The organism is Pseudomonas benzenivorans (genome assembly GCF_024397895.1).
Taxonomy (GTDB): domain Bacteria; phylum Pseudomonadota; class Gammaproteobacteria; order Pseudomonadales; family Pseudomonadaceae; genus Aquipseudomonas; species Aquipseudomonas benzenivorans_A.
Genome location: NZ_CP073346.1, coordinates 1,160,216 through 1,177,354, shown reverse-complemented (window position 1 = coordinate 1,177,354; position 17,139 = coordinate 1,160,216). Strand labels below are relative to the sequence as shown.

The following is a 17,139-nucleotide window of genomic DNA, read 5'->3' as shown; positions in this document are numbered from 1 at the left end:
GATTCAGGGTAGGGGGACGGTTCTACTTCAGGGTCGCGTCATCCGGCCTTGGGTGATAGCCGCAGCCTTCCTATAATGCGCGCCTGCCCGTGTTCTGGGTGCCGAGGTGATGAAATGCAGTTCGACGATCAACGCTTTGCCGGAATTGCCCGCCTGTATGGCCGCGAAGGGGCAGAGCGCCTGCTGGCCGCCCATGTCGCGGTGGTCGGCATTGGCGGTGTGGGCTCCTGGGCGGCGGAGGCGTTGGCGCGCTCGGGCGTTGGTGAAATCTCGCTGTTCGACCTGGACGACGTGTGCATCACCAACACCAACCGCCAGGTGCATGCCCTGGACGGTGCGGTCGGTCAGGCCAAGGTCGAGGCCATGGCGGCGCGCATCCGTGCCATCAATCCCGCCTGCGTGGTGCACGCGGTGGCCGACTTCGTCACCCGCGAAACCATGGCCGAATACATCACCGAGCAGCTCGATGCGGTGATCGACTGCATCGACAGCGTGGCGGCCAAGGCGGCGCTGGTCGCCTGGTGCAAGCGGCGCAAGATCCAGATCGTCACCACCGGTGGTGCCGGCGGTCAGGTCGATCCGACCCAGATCCAGATCGCCGACCTCAACAAGACCTTCAACGACCCGTTGGCCGCCAAGGTGCGCTCGGTGCTGCGCCGCGAGTACAACTTCTCGCGCACCCCGGGGCGCACCTACAGCGTGCCTTGCGTGTTCTCCACCGAGCAGTTGCGCTACCCCAAGCCGGACGGCACGGTGTGCCAGGCCAAGGGCTTCGTCGGTGAGGGGGTGAAGCTCGATTGTGCCGGCGGTTTCGGGGCGGTGATGATGGTCACCGCCAGCTTCGGCATGGCAGCGGTGGCCAAGACGGTGGACAAGCTGGTCGCCGGGGCGCGGCGACCGGCCGAGCGCGCGGCGAAAGCGCCTTAGTTCTCTGCGGCCAGCTGGCGCATGCGCTGCAGCACGGCGTTCAGCCCGTTGCTGCGCGACGGTGACAGTTGCCGCGACAGGCCAAGGCGGTTGAACCAGTCCGTCAGGTCCACCTCGCCGAGCTGGCTGCAGCTAAGGCCGTCGACTCGCGCCAGCAGCACGGCCAGCAGGCCGCGCAGCAGCCGCGCATCGCTGGCCGCCCGGAAGTGCCAATGGCCCTCCTGCACCTCGCCCACCAGCCAGACCTGACTCTCGCAACCGTGTACCCGGTTGGCCTCGTCACGTTCCTCCGGTCGCAGCGGCGTCAGGCGCTCGCCCCATTGCATCAGCAGGCGCGCGCGCTGTTCCCAGCCTGGGCACTGGGCGAAGGCGTCGAGTGCTTCCTCGGCGCTGCTGGGGAGGCTCATCGCAGCAGCTCCAGGGCCTGGTCCAGGGCGGTGAAGAAACGCTGCAGGTCCGTGTCGTCGTTGTACAGCCCCAGGGACACCCGCACCGCACCGGCCAGGCCGAGGCTGTTGAGCAGCGGCATCGCGCAGTGGTGGCCGGCGCGCACGGCGATACCCTGTTCGGTCAGCAGATGGGCGAGATCGGCGTTGTGCACGCCCTCGACCACGAAGCTGGCCAGCGCCACCCGCGGCGCGCCGAGCAGCTGGATGCCGTCGCGGGCGGACAGGCCGGCGAGCAGCTTGAGGTGCAGCGCCGCCTCGTGGCCGCTGACCGCGGCGGCGTCCAGTCCGCCCAGGTAATCCAGGGTGGCGCCGAGGGCGATCACCCCGGCGATGGGTGGCGTACCGGCCTCGAAGCCCAGCGGCGCGTCGCGGAACTCGGCGTACTGGTAATCGGCCAGGCGCACCATCTCGCCGCCGTATTGCCAGTGACCGAGGCGGCGCAAGGCCGCGCGGCTGCCGTAGAGCGCGCCGACCCCATCCGGGCCGTAGAGCTTGTGGCTGGAAAACACGTAGAAGTCGCAGCCCAGCGCCTGTACGTCGTGACGGCCGTGGACCACGCCCTGGGCGCCGTCGACCACGGACAGCGCGCCCTGGGCCTTGCCCAGGGCGATCAGCTCGGCCAACGGCTGCCAGCAGCCGAGCACGTTGGACAGCTGGCTGATAGCCAGCAGCCGGGTGCGCGGGCCGATCAGCTCGGCGGCCCGCTGCAGGTCGATGCGCCCGCCGTCATCCAGGGGCAGCACCACCAGCTTGAGGCCGCGACGCTGCGCCAGCTGCTGCCAGGGCAAGAGGTTGGCGTGGTGCTCCGCGGCGCTGACGGCGATCTCGTCGCCGGCCTGGAACTCGGACTCCAGGCCATAGGCCAGCAGGTTGAAGGCTTCGGTGGCGCCGCGGGTGAAGACGATCTGGCTCGGCTCGGCGGCATTCAGCCAGGTCGCGACCTTGTCCCGGGTCGCCTCGAAGGCGCGGGTGGCGCGCTCGCCGGGCAGGTGCTGGGCGCGATGCACGTTGGCCGCGCCGGCGCCGTAGTAGCCGAGCAGGGCATCGAGCACGGCCTGGGGCTTCTGTGCGGTGGCGGCACTGTCCAGGTAGGTCTGGCCCTCGGCTTCGAGCGCCAGGATGCCGGGGAAATCGGTGCGCCAGGGGGAGGGCAGGGACATGGCAGGGAAATCGGGAGAAGGTGTAGAAAAGGTAGCCCACCCGGGGTTGCCGGGTGGGCCTCGACCATCAGTTGTGGGCGTGCAGCGCTTCGTTCAGCTCGATCGCCGACTTGTGGGTCTTGCACTCCACGGCGCCGGTCTGCGAGTTGCGGCGGAACAGCAGGTCCGCTTGACCGGCCAGCTCGCGCGCCTTGACCAGCTTGACCAGCTCGCCCTTGTCGTCGAGCAGCGCCACCTTGGTGCCGGCGGTGACGTACAGGCCGGACTCCACGGTGTTGCGATCGCCCAGGGGGATGCCGATGCCGGCGTTGGCACCGATCAGGCAGCCTTCGCCCACGGAGATGACGATATTGCCGCCGCCGGACAGGGTGCCCATGGTCGAGCAGCCGCCGCCCAGGTCCGAGCCCTTGCCGACGAATACCCCGGCGGAGACACGGCCTTCGATCATGCCCGGGCCGGCCGTGCCGGCGTTGAAGTTGACGAAGCCTTCGTGCATCACGGTGGTGCCTTCGCCGATGTAGGCGCCCAGGCGCACGCGCGCGGTGTCGGCGATGCGCACGCCGGCCGGGACCACGTAGTCGGTCATCTTCGGGAACTTGTCCACCGAGAAGACCTCCAGCAGCTTGCCTTTGAGGCGGGCTTCCAGTTGGCGTTCGGCCAGTTCGGCGAGGTCCACGGCGCCCTGGCTGGTCCAGGCGACGTTGGGCAGCAACGGGAAGATGCCGGTGAGGTTGACGCCGTGGGGCTTGACCAGGCGGTGGGACAGCAGGTGCAGCTTGAGGTAGGCCTCGGGCGTGCTGGCCGGCGCCGCGTCTTCGGCGAGGAAGGTGGCGACCAGCGGCTGGTGGCTTTCGGCCAGACGGGTCAGCAGCTTGGCCTGGGCGGCGTCGATGCCCTTGAGGGCTTCGGCCAGTTCGCCGGCCTGGGTGATGGTGAAGGCGATCGCCTGGTTGCCGCCGCTGTAGCCGAGCTTCTCGGCGGCCTTGGCGACCAGTTCGCTGGCCGGATTGAGCAGGGGTTGTGCGTAGAACACTTCCAGCCAGGCGCCCTGGCGATTCTGGGTGCCGACACCGAAGGCGACGCTGAAGAGTTGGGTGGACATGGATTTTCCTCTTGCTGAATAGGTGGAATCAGGCGGGCCGGCGGCTGAGCAGCAGGCCCAGGCCGGCGCTGCCCAGCAGGGCGGCGCAGCCACGGTTGAACAATTGCCGCGCCCGAGGGGCGGCGAGCAGGCGGCCGAGCTGCAGCCCGGCCAGTGAATAGAGCAGCACGGCCAGCCATTCCAGAAGCAGGAAGGCCAGGCCGAGCGCCGCAAACTGCAGGGTCACCGGCTGTTGCGGGTTGACGAACTGCGGCAGGAACGCGGTGAAGATCAGAATGGCCTTGGGATTGCCGGCGGCCACCCAGAACTCCTGGCGGCACAGCGTCCACAACGACTGACCTGGCGAGCCGGCCCGGCCGTCGAGCTGCGCCGATGGGGCGCGCCACAGCTGCAGGGCCAGCCAGAACAGGTAGGCCGCGCCGAGCAGCTTGATGGCCAGGAACAGGCTGGCCGAAGCCTGCAGCACCAGGGCCAGGCCGGACGCCGCCAGGGCGATCATGCCGGCGAACGCCAGCAGCCGGCCACTGGAGGCCAGGCAGGCGACGCGCAGGCCCTGGCGCGCCGCGTTGTTCAGCGACAGCAGGTTGTTCGGTCCCGGCGCCAGGTTCAGGGCGAAGCAGGCGGGGATGAACAGCAACCAGGCGATCTCCATGACGGTGCTCCTTGGTTCAGGACAACGCGGCAGCGTAGCGCTCGGGCTTGAAGCCGACCAGGGTCTTGTCACCCAGGTCCAGCACCGGACGCTTGATCATCGAGGGCTGGGCCAGCATCAGTTCGATGGCCTTGTCCTGATCGAGATCCGCCTTCTGCGCCTCATCCAGTTTGCGGAAGGTGGTGCCGGCGCGGTTGAGGATGGTCTCCCAGCCGTGCTCCTCGCACCACTGCTGCAGGTGCGCGCGGTCGATGCCGACCGCCTTGTAGTCATGGAAGGCATAGTCCACGCCGTGCTCGTCGAGCCAGGTGCGGGCTTTCTTCATGGTGTCGCAGGCTTTGATGCCAAACAGGGTCTTGCTCATGGTTACAGGCTCTTCACGAAGTCACGGATGCGCTCGGCGGCCTCGACGCACTCGGCCAGCGGTGCGACCAGGGCCATGCGCACGCGGTTGGCGCCCGGGTTGCAGCCGTCGACGCTGCGCGACAGGTAGGAGCCCGGCACCACGGTGACCTGCTCGCGGGCGAACAGCTCGCGGGTGAAGGTCTCGTCGTCGACCGGGGTCTTGGCCCACAGGTAGAAACCACCGTCCGGGCGCTGCACCTCGAGCACGCCGTCGAGAATCGCCAGCACCGCGTCGAACTTCTCGCAGTACAGGGCGCGGTTGGCCCGCACGTGCACCTCGTCGTTCCAGGCGGCGACGCTGGCCAGCTGGGTCTGCACCGGCATGGCGCAGCCGTGGTAGGTGCGGTACAGCAGGAAGGCTTTCAGAATCTCGGCGTCGCCGGCGACGAAGCCCGAGCGCAGGCCCGGCAGGTTGGAACGCTTGGACAGGCTGTGGAACACAACGCAACGCGCAAAATCGCTGCGGCCCAGTTCGGCGCAGGCGCTGAGCAGGCCGGCGGGCGGGTGCTGCTCGTCGAAGTACAGCTCGCTGTAGCACTCGTCGGCGGCGATGACGAAGTCGAACTCGTCGGCCAGCTGGATCAGCTTCTTCAGGGTGTCCAGGGGGATCAGGGCGCCGGTCGGGTTACCCGGCGAGCAGAGAAAGAGGATCTGGCAACGTCGCCAGATGTCCGCCGGCACCGCGTCGAAATCCGGGTTGAAGCCGTGTTCTTCCAGGCAGGGCAGGTAGTGGGGCTGGGCACCGGCGAGCAGGGCCGCGCCTTCGTAGATCTGGTAGAAGGGGTTGGGGCTGACCACCAGGGCCTGGTCGTCGCGCTGCACCACGGCCTGGGTGAAGGCGAACAGCGCCTCGCGGGTACCGTTGACCGGCAGCACGTGGCGGGCCGGGTCGAGCCAGTCGTTCGGCAGGTTGAAGCGCTGGCTGCACCAGTTGGCGATCGCCTCGCGCAGCGCCGGCACGCCCAGGGTGGTCGGGTAGACCGCCAACTGGTCGAGGTTGGCGCTCAGGGCCTCGGCGACGAAGGCCGGCGAGCGGTGCTTGGGCTCGCCGATCGACAGGGCGATGGCCTTCTTCGCGGCGCTCGGCTGGGCGCCGGCCAGCAGGGCACGGAGCTTCTCGAAGGGGTAGGGCTGCAACTGGTTCAACGCATCATTCATGGCAATTTCCTGGGACTGCTGGGGCTTGCCGACGGGCCTCGCTGGGCGCCGCGGCGGTGCAAGGCGGTCGGTCAAATACTGATTCGGTTCGGTTCGCTCAGCAGCTCGCTGGCTTCGGTGAGCTGGGCGACGATGGTTTCCTGCAGGCGCACGCACAGCGCCGGGTCGGACAACGGCTGGTTGTTCGCGTCGGTGACGAAGAACACGTCCTCCACCCGTTCGCCGAGGGTGGCGATCTTGGCATTCTGCACCGACAGGTCGAAATCGAGGAAGATTCGTCCGACCCGTGCCAGCAGGCCTGGGCGGTCGGGGGCGGTCAGCTCGACCACGGTCACCGGCCGCTGGGCATCGTTGTAGATGGTGACCCGCGGTGGAAAATCAAAATGCTTGAGCTGTCGCGGCACCCGGCGCTGGATGATGCTCGGGTACTCGTCGGGGTTCTTCAGCGCATCGATCAGGCCCTGGCGGATCTGCTTGATCCGCGCCGGATTGTCGCCGATCGAGCCGCCCTCGCCCTCCAGCACGATGTAGGTGTCGAGGGTGAACTGGCTGGTGGAAGTGAGAATCCGCGCGTCGTGGATGTTCAGGTTGAGCTGCGCCATGGCCGCCACGGTCACGGCGAAGAAATCGTGCTGGTCCTGGGCGTAGATGAAGATCTGGGTGCCCCCCTCGAACTCGCGCTGGGTGGTTTCCTTGATCAGCACCAGGGGATTGCCGTCATTGGGGTGCTGCAGGATCGCCTCGGTATGCCAGGCCACGTCGCCCGCCGTGTGGCGCAGGAAATAGTCGTCGCCGAGCTGCGCCCAGAGCTGCTCGGCATCGTCCTGATCGGTGCCGCCGCGCACCAGGATGTCCAGGGCGGCGCCCTGGGTCAGGCGAATCTGCTCTTCCCGTTCCAGGCGATTTTCCAGGCCGCGGCGCAGGGCGCGCTTGGTCTCGGTGTAGAGCTGGCGCAGCAGGCTGGCGCGCCAGGAGTTCCACAGGCTGGGGTTGGTGGCGTTGATGTCGGCCACGGTGAGCACGTAGAGGTAATCCAGGTGGGTCTGGTCGCCGACGAACAGGGCGAAGTCGTGGATCACCTGGGGGTCGGAGAGGTCCTTGCGCTGCGCGGTGGTGGACATCGCCAGGTGCTGCTGGACCAGCCAGACCACCAGTTTGGCGTCCCACTCGGGCAGGTGGTGGCGGGCGCAGAAGGCCTCGGCATCGATCGCTCCGAGCTCCGAATGGTCGCCGCCGCGGCCCTTGCCGATGTCGTGGTAGAGCCCGGCCAGGTAGATCAGCTCGGGCTTGGGCAGCTTGTCGATCAGCTTGCTCGCCAGGGGAAACTTCTCCGCCAACTCCGGCCACCTGAACTTGCGCAGGTGCTTGATCAGATTGAGGGTGTGGGCGTCGACCGTATAGATGTGGAACAGGTCGTGCTGCATCTGTCCGACAATATGGCCGAACTCCGGCAGGTAGCGGCCGAGGATGCCGTAGCGGTTCATCCGCCGCAGGTTGCGGTGGATGCCCTGGCCGCTCTTGAACAGCTCGATGAACAGGCTGGTATTGCGGATGTCGTTGCGGAACTCGTCGTCGATCAGGTGGCGGTGGTCGCGCAGCAGGCGGATGGTGTCCGCGCACACGCCCCTGATCTCGGTGTGCTGGGCCATCAGCACGAAGACTTCCATGATGGCAAAGGGCGTGCGCTTGAAGACGTTCGGGTGCGTGACCTCGATATAGCTGTCGCGCAGCTGGAAGCGGCTGTTCAGCGGGGTGGCTGGCGCCTTCTCGCCGGCACGCAGGATGACTTCCTCGAAGTGCTGCTTGATCAGGTCGCTGAGCTCGGCGATGCCCATGACCACGCGGTAGTACTTCTGCATGAAGCGCTCGATGGCGCGCTGGCTGTCGCTGCTCTCGAAGCCGAGCAGGGCGGCGACCTGGCCCTGATGGTCGAACAGCAGGCGATCTTCGGCGCGACCGGCGAGCATGTGCAGGGCGTAGCGCACCCGCCAGAGGAACTCCTGGCTGGAGGCGAGCAGGGCCTGTTCGCTTTCCAGGAGGAAGCCCTGGCCGACCATCGCGTGCAGATTGAGGGTGCCGAAATGCCGGCGCGCGACCCAGAGGATGTTCTGGATGTCGCGCAGACCGCCAGGCGAGCCCTTGACGTTTGGCTCGAGGTTGTACTCGGTGTCGTTGTACTTGCGGTGGCGGGCGCGCTGCTCCTCGCGCTTGGCCAGGAAGAACTGCTTGCTCGGCCACATCCGCTCACTGCTGGTGACCTCCAGCATGCGCTGGCGCAGGGGCTCCGGGCCGGCAATGGTGCGGCTTTCCATCAGGTTGGTGATCACCGTCAGGTCGGCGCGGGCCTCCTCGGCGCATTCCTCGACCGAGCGCACGCTCTGGCCGACCTCCAGGCCGATGTCCCACAGCAGGGTGAGGAACTGCTCGATCGGGTCGCGGAAGGCCTCGTGATCGGCACTGTCGAGCAGGATCAGCAGGTCGATGTCGGAAAAGGGGTGCAGCTCACCACGGCCGTAGCCGCCGACCGCCAGCAGGGCGATCTCGGTGTCGCCGCGCCAGTCCAGGCGGTGCCAGGCCTCGCGCAGGATCTGATCGGTGAACCAGGCGCGGTCTTCGACCAGGCGGCGCACCTCGCGCCCCGCGCGAAAGCGTGCGTCGAGGACGTCCTGGGCGCGGCGAATGGCTTTCTTGAAGGCCGCGATGGGGCTGGACTTCAAGGCCAGTTCCGCCTGGAACTGGCCGCGGTCGAACAATTCCGGGTCTACCTGCGGCATGCAGCGGCTTTCCTTTATTGGCGGCGGATCAGGCCGAGGTGCGGGCGATGGTGTCGTCGCTGCGCAGGGTGAAGATCTCGTAGCCGTCGGCAGTGACCAGGATGGTGTGCTCCCACTGCGCCGAGAGCTTGCGATCCTTGGTGATGGCGGTCCAGCCGTCGCCGAGCAGGCGGGTTTCTGCGCGGCCCTGATTGATCATCGGCTCGATGGTGAAGGTCATGCCTTCTTTGAGTTCCATGCCGGTACCGGCGCGGCCGTAGTGAAGGACCTGGGGTTCTTCGTGGAACACCTTGCCGATGCCGTGTCCGCAATACTCGCGAACCACGGAGAAGCCGTTCTTCTCGGCGTGCTTCTGGATCACTTCGCCGATATCACCGAGACGGGTGCCCGGGCGGACCAGCTCGATGCCCTTGTACATGCATTCCTGGGTGATCTTGGCCAGGCGCTCGGCCCACTCGGGCACCTTGCCGACCATGAACATCTTGCTGGTGTCGCCGTGGTAGCCATCCTTGATCACGGTGACGTCGATATTGATGACGTCGCCGTCCTTGAGCGGCTTCTCATTGGGGATGCCGTGGCAGACCACATGGTTGACCGAGGTGCAGATCGACTTGGGGAAACCCTTGTAGTTGAGTGGCGCGGGAATGGCCTGCTGCACGTCGACAATATAGTCATGGCAGATGCGGTCCAGTTCATCGGTGGTCACGCCGGGCTTGACGTGTTCGCCGATCATTTCCAGCACCTCGGCGGCCAGGCGGCCGGCCACGCGCATTTTTTCGATTTCTTCCGGCGTCTTGATGGTGACGGTCATGCGGTCTCTCTCGGCGCTCGACGGCGCAAGGCAAAAAAAGGAAAGCCGGGATTCTATCAGAGAAGGCGGCGCCCGGCCGCACGCGAGCGCTCCGCACAGCGGGATATGCACGCTGCGTGTAGCTTATGAGGTGGTGGTGTGGTATAAAACGCGCCGCTTTCAGGGCTTCAAGCCCGAAAGCCCAAACCCACACACGTATCGACACGGTTTCCTGGGTGCCCGCAAGGGTTGGAGATTGGGATGCGTGGAGGCCTAACCCGACTTATTAAGGAACTATCATGTCCCAAGTCAATATGCGCGATATGCTGAAGGCCGGTGTGCACTTCGGCCACCAGACCCGTTACTGGAACCCGAAAATGGGCAAGTTCATTTTCGGCTCGCGCAACAAGATTCACATCATCAACCTTGAAAAAACCCTGCCGATGTTCAACGAGGCGCTGTCCTTCGTTGAGAAGCTGGCTGCGGGCAAGAACAAGATTCTGTTCGTCGGCACCAAGCGTTCCGCTGGCAAGATCGTTCGCGAAGAAGCCGCTCGTTGTGGCTCGCCGTTCGTCGATCACCGCTGGTTGGGCGGCATGCTGACCAACTACAAGACCATTCGCGCTTCCATCAAGCGTCTGCGTGACCTGGAAACCCAGGCGCAGGATGGCACCTTCACCAAGCTGACCAAGAAAGAAGCCCTGATGCGCACCCGCGACCTGGAAAAGCTGGATCGCAGCCTGGGTGGTATCAAGGACATGGGCGGCCTGCCGGACGCCCTGTTCGTGATCGACGTCGACCACGAGCGCATCGCCATCACCGAAGCCAACAAGCTGGGCATTCCGGTCATCGGCGTAGTCGATACCAACAGCAGCCCGGAAGGTGTGGACTACATCATCCCGGGTAACGACGACGCCATCCGCGCCATCCAGCTGTACATGGGTGCCATGGCCGACGCCGTAGTGCGTGGTCGCAGCAATGCTGGTGGCGGCACCGACGAGTTCGTCGAGCAAGCCCCGGCTTCCGAAGCGGCTGAAGGCTAAGCGGTAAGCTTCTAGCGTTACTCGCTGCGCAAAAAGGGGGCTAGGCCCCCTTTTTGCCACTCACAGAATTAATCACCCGGCCTGACGGGTGAAGTGGTTGAAGACCTATCCAAGAGGATTCGAACATGGCAGAGATTACTGCAGCCCTGGTTAAAGAACTGCGCGAGCGCACCGGCCAAGGCATGATGGAATGCAAGAAGGCCCTGGTTGCCGCCGGTGGCGACATCGAGAAGGCCATTGACGACATGCGCGCTTCCGGCGCCATCAAGGCGGCCAAGAAGGCCGGTAACATTGCTGCCGAAGGTTCGATTGCCGTTCGCGTCGAAGGTGGCCGTGGCCTGATCATCGAAGTCAACTCGCAGACCGACTTCCTGGCTCTGCAGGACGACTTCAAGGCGTTCGTCAAGGACAGCCTGGACGAGGCCTTCGAGCAGAACCTGAGCGAGGCTGCTCCGCTGATCGCTTCCCGCGAGTCCGCGCGTGAGGCGCTGGTTGCCAAGTGTGGCGAAAACGTCAACATCCGTCGCCTGACTGCCGTTTCCGGCGACACCGTTGGTGCCTACCTGCACGGCCACCGCATCGGTGTTCTGGTGGTCCTGAAGGGCGGCAACGACGAGCTGGCCAAGCACGTTGCCATGCACGTTGCTGCGTCCAACCCGGCTGTTATCAGCCCGGATCAGGTTTCCGAAGAGCTGGTTGCCAAAGAGAAGGAAATCTTCCTGCAGCTCAACGCCGAGAAGATCGCCGGCAAGCCGGAAAACATCGTTGAGAACATGGTCAAGGGCCGTATCAACAAGTTCCTGGCTGAAGCCAGCCTGGTTGAGCAGGCGTTCATCATGGACCCGGAAGTCAAGGTCGGTGAGCTGGTGAAGAAGGCCGGTGCCGAGATCGTTTCCTTCGTTCGTTACGAAGTAGGCGAAGGCATCGAGAAGGCCGAGACCGACTTCGCTGCCGAAGTTGCTGCCCAGGTTGCTGCCAGCAAGCAGTAAACTGGTCTAGCAGTCTGCTCAGGCTGTCGCCCCGAAGAGGCTGCCCGCTCGCGCGTGCGGCCTCTTTTTCGAAGTGGGGTGGCAATTGGCCTGGGAAGCGAGTCGCGGTGCTTGGCACCAAAGGCTCTGGGTGCGGTCTAAGCGCCCGATTACGGCGGGTATTTTCGCCCGCGCAGAATTCAAACGCCGCAGGAGAGACTGGTAATGGCTCAGCAGGTGAGTGGTCGTCAACCGCGCTATAAGCGCATTCTGCTCAAACTTAGCGGCGAAGCGCTGATGGGTTCGGAAGACTTCGGCATCGACCCCAAGGTGCTCGATCGCATGGCCCTGGAAGTCGGTCAGCTGGTCGGCATCGGTGTGCAGGTCGGTCTGGTCATCGGCGGCGGCAACCTGTTTCGCGGCGCGGCCTTGAGCGCGGCGGGCATGGATCGGGTGACCGGCGACCACATGGGTATGCTGGCGACCGTGATGAATGCCCTGGCCATGCGCGATGCGCTGGAGCGCTCGAACATTCCGGCCATCGTCATGTCGGCCATCTCCATGGTCGGGGTGACCGACCATTACGACCGGCGCAAGGCGATGCGTCATCTGAAGACCGGCGAGGTGGTGATCTTCGCCGCCGGTACCGGCAACCCTTTCTTCACCACCGACTCGGCGGCCTGCCTGCGCGCCATCGAGGTCGATGCCGACGTGGTTTTGAAGGCGACCAAGGTCGATGGCGTATACACTGCCGACCCGTTCAAGGATCCGCATGCCGAGAAGTTCGAGCGCCTGACCTACGATGAGGTGCTGGACCGCAAGCTGGGGGTCATGGACCTGACGGCCATCTGCCTGTGTCGCGATCACCAGATGCCGCTGCGCGTATTCAACATGAACAAGCCTGGCGCCCTGCTCAACGTGGTAGTCGGTGGCACCGAAGGCACTTTGATTGAGGAAGACAAGCAATGATCAACGAGATCAAGAAAGACGCCCAGGTACGCATGCAGAAGAGCCTGGAATCCCTGGCCCACGCCTTCAGTCGTATCCGCACCGGGCAGGCCCACCCGAGCATCCTGGCCGGTGTCATGGTGCCCTACTACGGCACCGATACGCCGATCAATCAGGTCGCCAACGTCACCGTCAAGGATTCGCGGACCCTGCAGGTAGTGGCCTTCGAGCGCAACATGCTGGCAGCTGTGGACAAGGCGATCCAGAGCTCCGGTCTGGGCTTCAATCCGACCAACCTGGGTGAGCTGCTGTTGATCCCCATGCCGGCCCTGACCGAGGAGACCCGCAAGGGCTACACCAAGCAGGCGCGCGATGCCGCAGAAGATGCCCGCGTGGCAGTGCGCAATATTCGCCGCGACGCCCTGAGCCAGTTGAAGGACCTGGTCAAGGAGAAGGAGATCAGCGAGGACGAGGAGCGCCGCGCCGCCGATGAGGTGCAGAAGCTGACGGACAAGTTCGTGGCCGAGATCGATGCAACCATGAAGCAGAAAGAAGCGGATCTGATGGCTGTCTGACAGCCGGGTGTCGTCATGGAAAAGACCAAAGGCGGGACTCAGGTCGCCGTCCCGCGGCATGTTGCCATCATCATGGATGGCAACAATCGCTGGGCGAAGAAGCGCCTGCTGCCGGGGGTAGCCGGGCACAAGGCGGGCGTCGACGCGGTGCGTGCGGTGATCGAGGTGTGCGCCGAGGCCGGGGTCGAGGTGCTGACCCTGTTCGCCTTCTCCAGCGAGAACTGGCAGCGCCCGGCCGATGAGGTGGGGGCGCTGATGGAGCTGTTTCTCGGGGCGCTGCGCCGCGAGGCGCGCAAGCTCAACGAAAATGGCATCAGCCTGCGCATCATTGGCGATCGCTCGCGCTTCCATCCTGAGTTGCAGGCGGCCATGCGCGAGGCTGAGGCGCAGACTGCCGGTGATAAGCGTTTCATCCTGCAGATCGCTGCCAACTACGGCGGCCAGTGGGACATCGCCCAGGCCGCGCAGCGCCTGGCGCGCGAAGTCCAGGGCGGTCACTTGCGCCCGGAGGACATCACGCCGCAGCTGCTGCAGGGGTGTCTGGCCACCGGCGACCTGCCTTTGCCCGACCTGTGCATCCGCACCGGCGGCGAGCACCGCATCAGCAATTTTCTGCTCTGGCAGCTCGCCTACAGCGAGCTGTACTTCTCCGACCTGTTCTGGCCGGATTTCAAACATGAGGCCATGCGCAAGGCGCTTGCTGATTTCGCCAGGCGCCAGCGGCGTTTCGGTCGAACCAGTGAACAGGTCGAAGCCGAGGCGCGCACTTAATGCTTAAACAACGAGTGATTACCGCGCTGGTGCTGTTGCCCATCGCGCTGGGCGGCTTTTTTCTGCTCGAGGGCGCGGCCTTTGCCCTGTTCATCGGTGCGGTGATCGGCTTGGGAGCCTGGGAGTGGGCGCGTCTCGCCGGATTCGAGGGGCAGCCCCAGCGCGTCGCCTATGCGGCGCTGGTGGCGCTGTTGCTGTTCGGGCTCTACCACGTGCCTGCTCTGGCGGCCGGCGTTGTAGCGCTGGGCGTGCTCTGGTGGGGGCTGGCGACCCTGCTGGTTTTGGGCTACCCCGCCAGCAGTCGCTACTGGCAGGGCGCTGGGCACAAGTTGCTGATCGGTCTGTTGATTCTGCTCCCGGCCTGGCAGGGTCTGGTGCTGTTCAAGCAGTGGCCCATGGCCAATGGCCTGATCCTGGCCGTGATGGTGCTGGTGTGGGCGGCGGATATCGGCGCCTATTTCTCCGGCAAGGCTTTTGGCAGGCGCAAGCTGGCCCCGCAGGTCAGTCCGGGCAAGAGCTGGGAGGGGCTTCTCGGCGGGCTGCTCACCAGCCTGTTGCTGACCCTGGTCACCGGGCTCTATCGAGGCTGGGGCGGCGCTGCGCTTTTGCTGGCCCTGACCGGCGCCGCCGTGGTGGTGCTGATTTCGGTGGTCGGTGACCTGACTGAGAGCATGTTCAAGCGTCAATCCGGGGTCAAGGACAGCAGCAACCTGCTGCCAGGCCATGGCGGCGTGCTGGACCGCATCGACAGCCTGACCGCGGCGGTGCCAGTGTTCGCCGCGTTGCTCTGGCTGGCTGGCTGGGGTGTGCTGTGAGTCTGCCGCAGCAGGTTACCGTGCTTGGCGCCACGGGCTCCATCGGCCTCAGTACCCTCGATGTCATTGCGCGTCATCCGGAGCGTTATCAGGTCTTTGCCCTGTCGGGGCACAGCCGGGTCGCAGAGCTTGAGGCCTTGTGCCTGATCCATAGGCCGCGGTTTGCCGTGGTCGCCGATGCCGACTCGGCCCGTGCGTTGCAGGAAGGCCTGCACGCGGCGGGGCTGGATACCCGGGTGCTGACGGGCGAGGAGGGCTTGTGCCAGGTCGCGGCGCACGCCGAGGTTGATGCGGTGATGGCGGCGATCGTCGGAGCCGCGGGGCTCAAGCCGACCCTGGCCGCCGTCGAGGCGGGCAAGAAGGTGTTGCTGGCCAACAAGGAGGCGCTGGTGATGTCCGGCGCCTTGTTTATCGAGGCCGTACGTCGCAGCGGGGCGACCCTGCTGCCGATCGACAGCGAGCACAATGCGATCTTCCAGTGCCTGCCGGGCGACTATGGGCGTGGCCTGCAGCAGGTCGGGGTGCGCCGAATCATGCTGACGGCCTCTGGTGGGCCATTCCGTGAAACCCCGCTGGAGCAGTTGGCCGCTGTTACCCCGGAGCAGGCCTGTGCCCATCCCAACTGGTCCATGGGGCGCAAGATTTCCGTGGATTCGGCCAGCATGATGAACAAGGGTCTCGAGCTGATCGAGGCCTGCTGGCTGTTCGATGCCCGGCCTGACCAGGTCGAAGTGGTAATTCACCCACAGAGCGTGATTCATTCCCTGGTCGATTACGTCGATGGTTCGGTGCTGGCGCAGCTGGGCAATCCCGATATGCGCACGCCGATCAGTCATGCCCTCGCCTGGCCGCAGCGGATCGACTCGGGCGTGGCGCCGCTCGACCTGTTCGCCATCGCCCGCCTGGATTTTCAGGCGCCGGACGAGCAGCGCTTCCCCTGCCTGCGCCTGGCCAGGGCCTCGGCCGAGGCGGGCGGAACTGCGCCGGCCATGCTCAATGCGGCCAATGAAGTGGCGGTGGCGGCCTTTCTCGACCGGCGTATTCGCTTTCCCGAGATCGCGAGTATCATCGACCAGGTGCTGAACACAGAGCCGGTGGTTGCGGTCGAAAGCCTGGAAACGGTGTTGGCGGCTGATCGTCAGGCCCGTCAACTGGCCACCCAATGGCTGAGCCGCCGCGGCTAAGCGGCACGGAGAAGCCCTATGAGTACGCTGTACATGATTATCGGTACCCTGGTTGCCCTTGGGGTGCTGGTGACCTTCCACGAATTCGGCCACTTCTGGGTGGCGCGCCGCTGTGGGGTCAGGGTCCTGCGCTTCTCGGTCGGTTTCGGCAGTCCGTTGCTGCGCTGGCATGATCGTCAGGGTACCGAGTTCGTCATTGCTGCCATTCCCCTGGGCGGCTACGTGAAGATGCTCGATGAGCGCGAGGGCGACGTGCCGCCGGCGCAGCTCGATCAATCGTTCAATCGCAAGACGGTGCGCCAGCGCATCGCCATCGTGTCGGCGGGGCCTATCGCCAACTTCTTGCTCGCCTTGCTGTTCTTCTGGCTGGTGGCCATGCTCGGCAGCCTGCAGGTGCGGCCGGTCATCGGTGCGGTCGAGAGCGGCAGCCTGGCAGCAGAGGCCGGTTTGCAGGCGGGGCAGGAAATCGTCGCCGTGAATGACGAGCCGACCGCCGGTTGGGCGGCGGTCAATCTGCAACTGGTGCGGCGGTTAGGCGAGACGGGCAGTCTGCAGGTCACCGTGCGAGAGCCGGGCTCCACACTCGAGAGTCCGCGGCAGATCGCGCTGTCCGACTGGCTCCAGGGGGTCGACCAGCCGGACCCCATCGCGTCCCTGGGTATTAGGCCCTGGCGGCCGATGCTGGCGCCGGTGTTGGCACATCTGGATGACGCGGGTCCGGCGAAGGCGGCCGGCCTGCAGATCGGTGATCGCATCCTGGCGCTGGACGATGCGCCTCTGGACGACTGGCAGCAGCTGGTCGATCGGGTGCGTGCGCTGCCGGGCCGGGACGTTCGCCTGCTGGTGGAGCGCCAGGGTCGACAGCGGGAATTGGCGGTGACGCTGGCCGCGCGTGGCGAAGGTGAGGGCCGTAGCGGCTACCTGGGCGCTGGCGTGGAAGGCGGCGAATGGCCGCCCGAGATGCTCCGCGAAGTAAGCTTCGGTCCGCTGGAGGCCGTCGGTGAAGCGCTGTCGCGCACCTGGACCATGAGCCTGCTGACCCTTGATTCGCTAAAGAAAATGCTGTTCGGCGAGCTCTCGGTAAAAAACTTGAGCGGGCCGATAACCATTGCTAAAGTGGCGGGCGCTTCGGCTGAGTCGGGCCTGGGGGATTTCCTGAATTTCCTCGCCTATCTGAGCATAAGTCTGGGGGTTCTCAACTTGCTGCCGATCCCAGTGCTGGATGGGGGGCATCTGCTTTTTTATCTGGTCGAGTGGGCGCGCGGTCGTCCGCTGTCGGAGCGGGTGCAGGGGTGGGGGATGCAGATCGGCATCAGTTTGGTGATAGGGGTCATGTTGCTGGCCCTGGTCAACGATCTCGGTCGGTTGTAGTCGCTACTGAATTACAAATCTGTCGCCTCGAGCGACAGATTTTTTAT

The 17,139-nt window shown here is 65.4% G+C and carries 17 protein-coding genes; 9 read left to right on the top strand and 8 right to left on the bottom strand.

The annotated features are described in order from the left end of the window. Positions 1 to 114: 114 nt before the first annotated feature. On the top strand, positions 115 to 927 hold the full coding sequence (gene tcdA, locus KDW96_RS05555) for a tRNA cyclic N6-threonylcarbamoyladenosine(37) synthase TcdA (protein WP_255839438.1): 813 nt from the start codon (positions 115 to 117) through the stop codon (positions 925 to 927). Here the strand turns inward: tcdA and KDW96_RS05550 are convergent. The 8 genes from KDW96_RS05550 to map form a co-directional block, all read right to left on the bottom strand. After that, positions 924 to 1,334, bottom strand: a complete 411-nt coding sequence (locus KDW96_RS05550) for a SufE family protein (RefSeq protein WP_255839437.1) — start codon at positions 1,332 to 1,334, stop codon at positions 924 to 926. The two genes, tcdA and KDW96_RS05550, sit on opposite strands and share 4 nt — an antisense overlap. Then, entirely contained in the window at positions 1,331 to 2,536 is a 1,206-nt protein-coding gene (locus KDW96_RS05545) for an aminotransferase class V-fold PLP-dependent enzyme (protein ID WP_255839436.1), read from the bottom strand. Before KDW96_RS05545 ends, KDW96_RS05550 begins: the two co-directional genes overlap by 4 nt. Before the next feature lie 67 nt (positions 2,537 to 2,603). Then, positions 2,604 to 3,638, bottom strand: a complete 1,035-nt coding sequence (gene dapD, locus KDW96_RS05540) for a 2,3,4,5-tetrahydropyridine-2,6-dicarboxylate N-succinyltransferase (RefSeq protein WP_255839435.1) — start codon at positions 3,636 to 3,638, stop codon at positions 2,604 to 2,606. A gap of 28 nt (positions 3,639 to 3,666) precedes the next feature. Continuing rightward, complete coding sequence (locus tag KDW96_RS05535) at positions 3,667 to 4,290, bottom strand: LysE family translocator (RefSeq protein WP_255839434.1); 624 nt, start codon at positions 4,288 to 4,290, stop codon at positions 3,667 to 3,669. A gap of 16 nt (positions 4,291 to 4,306) precedes the next feature. Next, positions 4,307 to 4,654: an ArsC family reductase gene (locus KDW96_RS05530; protein WP_255839433.1), complete on the bottom strand. Its 348-nt coding sequence runs from the start codon at positions 4,652 to 4,654 to the stop codon at positions 4,307 to 4,309. A 2-nt stretch (positions 4,655 to 4,656) separates the two neighbouring features. Next, positions 4,657 to 5,853 (bottom strand): succinyldiaminopimelate transaminase, encoded by a 1,197-nt coding sequence (dapC, locus tag KDW96_RS05525; RefSeq protein ID WP_255839432.1) that lies wholly within the window; start codon positions 5,851 to 5,853, stop codon positions 4,657 to 4,659. Positions 5,854 to 5,924: 71 nt separating this feature from the next. Then, positions 5,925 to 8,627, bottom strand: coding sequence for a [protein-PII] uridylyltransferase (locus KDW96_RS05520; protein ID WP_255839431.1), 2,703 nt, complete (start codon positions 8,625 to 8,627; stop codon positions 5,925 to 5,927). Positions 8,628 to 8,655: 28 nt separating this feature from the next. Further along, the gene (gene map, locus KDW96_RS05515; protein WP_255839430.1) at positions 8,656 to 9,438 is read right to left on the bottom strand and encodes a type I methionyl aminopeptidase; all 783 of its coding nucleotides are present in this window, start codon (positions 9,436 to 9,438) and stop codon (positions 8,656 to 8,658) included. Between the two features lie 278 nt (positions 9,439 to 9,716). Between map and rpsB the strand changes: the two genes are divergently transcribed. From rpsB to rseP, 8 genes are all read left to right on the top strand, one after another. Then, complete coding sequence (gene rpsB / locus KDW96_RS05510; protein WP_255839429.1) at positions 9,717 to 10,460, top strand: 30S ribosomal protein S2; 744 nt, start codon at positions 9,717 to 9,719, stop codon at positions 10,458 to 10,460. 125 nt (positions 10,461 to 10,585) lie between these two features. Beyond that, complete coding sequence (tsf, locus tag KDW96_RS05505) at positions 10,586 to 11,449, top strand: translation elongation factor Ts (RefSeq protein ID WP_255839428.1); 864 nt, start codon at positions 10,586 to 10,588, stop codon at positions 11,447 to 11,449. Positions 11,450 to 11,653: 204 nt separating this feature from the next. Beyond that, positions 11,654 to 12,397, top strand: coding sequence for a UMP kinase (pyrH, locus tag KDW96_RS05500; RefSeq protein ID WP_208708791.1), 744 nt, complete (start codon positions 11,654 to 11,656; stop codon positions 12,395 to 12,397). After that, a complete protein-coding gene (gene frr, locus KDW96_RS05495; RefSeq protein WP_255839427.1) occupies positions 12,394 to 12,951 on the top strand; it encodes a ribosome recycling factor in 558 nt (185 codons plus the stop codon). The genes pyrH and frr overlap by 4 nt, the downstream gene beginning before the upstream one ends. A 15-nt stretch (positions 12,952 to 12,966) precedes the next feature. Continuing rightward, entirely contained in the window at positions 12,967 to 13,722 is a 756-nt protein-coding gene (uppS, locus tag KDW96_RS05490) for a polyprenyl diphosphate synthase (protein WP_255839426.1), read from the top strand. Then, positions 13,722 to 14,537, top strand: coding sequence for a phosphatidate cytidylyltransferase (locus KDW96_RS05485; RefSeq protein WP_255839424.1), 816 nt, complete (start codon positions 13,722 to 13,724; stop codon positions 14,535 to 14,537). Before uppS ends, KDW96_RS05485 begins: the two co-directional genes overlap by 1 nt. After that, positions 14,534 to 15,721: a 1-deoxy-D-xylulose-5-phosphate reductoisomerase gene (gene ispC / locus KDW96_RS05480; protein ID WP_255839423.1), complete on the top strand. Its 1,188-nt coding sequence runs from the start codon at positions 14,534 to 14,536 to the stop codon at positions 15,719 to 15,721. The genes KDW96_RS05485 and ispC overlap by 4 nt, the downstream gene beginning before the upstream one ends. 18 nt (positions 15,722 to 15,739) lie before the next feature. Further along, positions 15,740 to 17,092, top strand: a complete 1,353-nt coding sequence (gene rseP, locus KDW96_RS05475) for an RIP metalloprotease RseP (protein WP_255839422.1) — start codon at positions 15,740 to 15,742, stop codon at positions 17,090 to 17,092. The last annotated feature ends 47 nt before the right edge of the window (positions 17,093 to 17,139 follow it).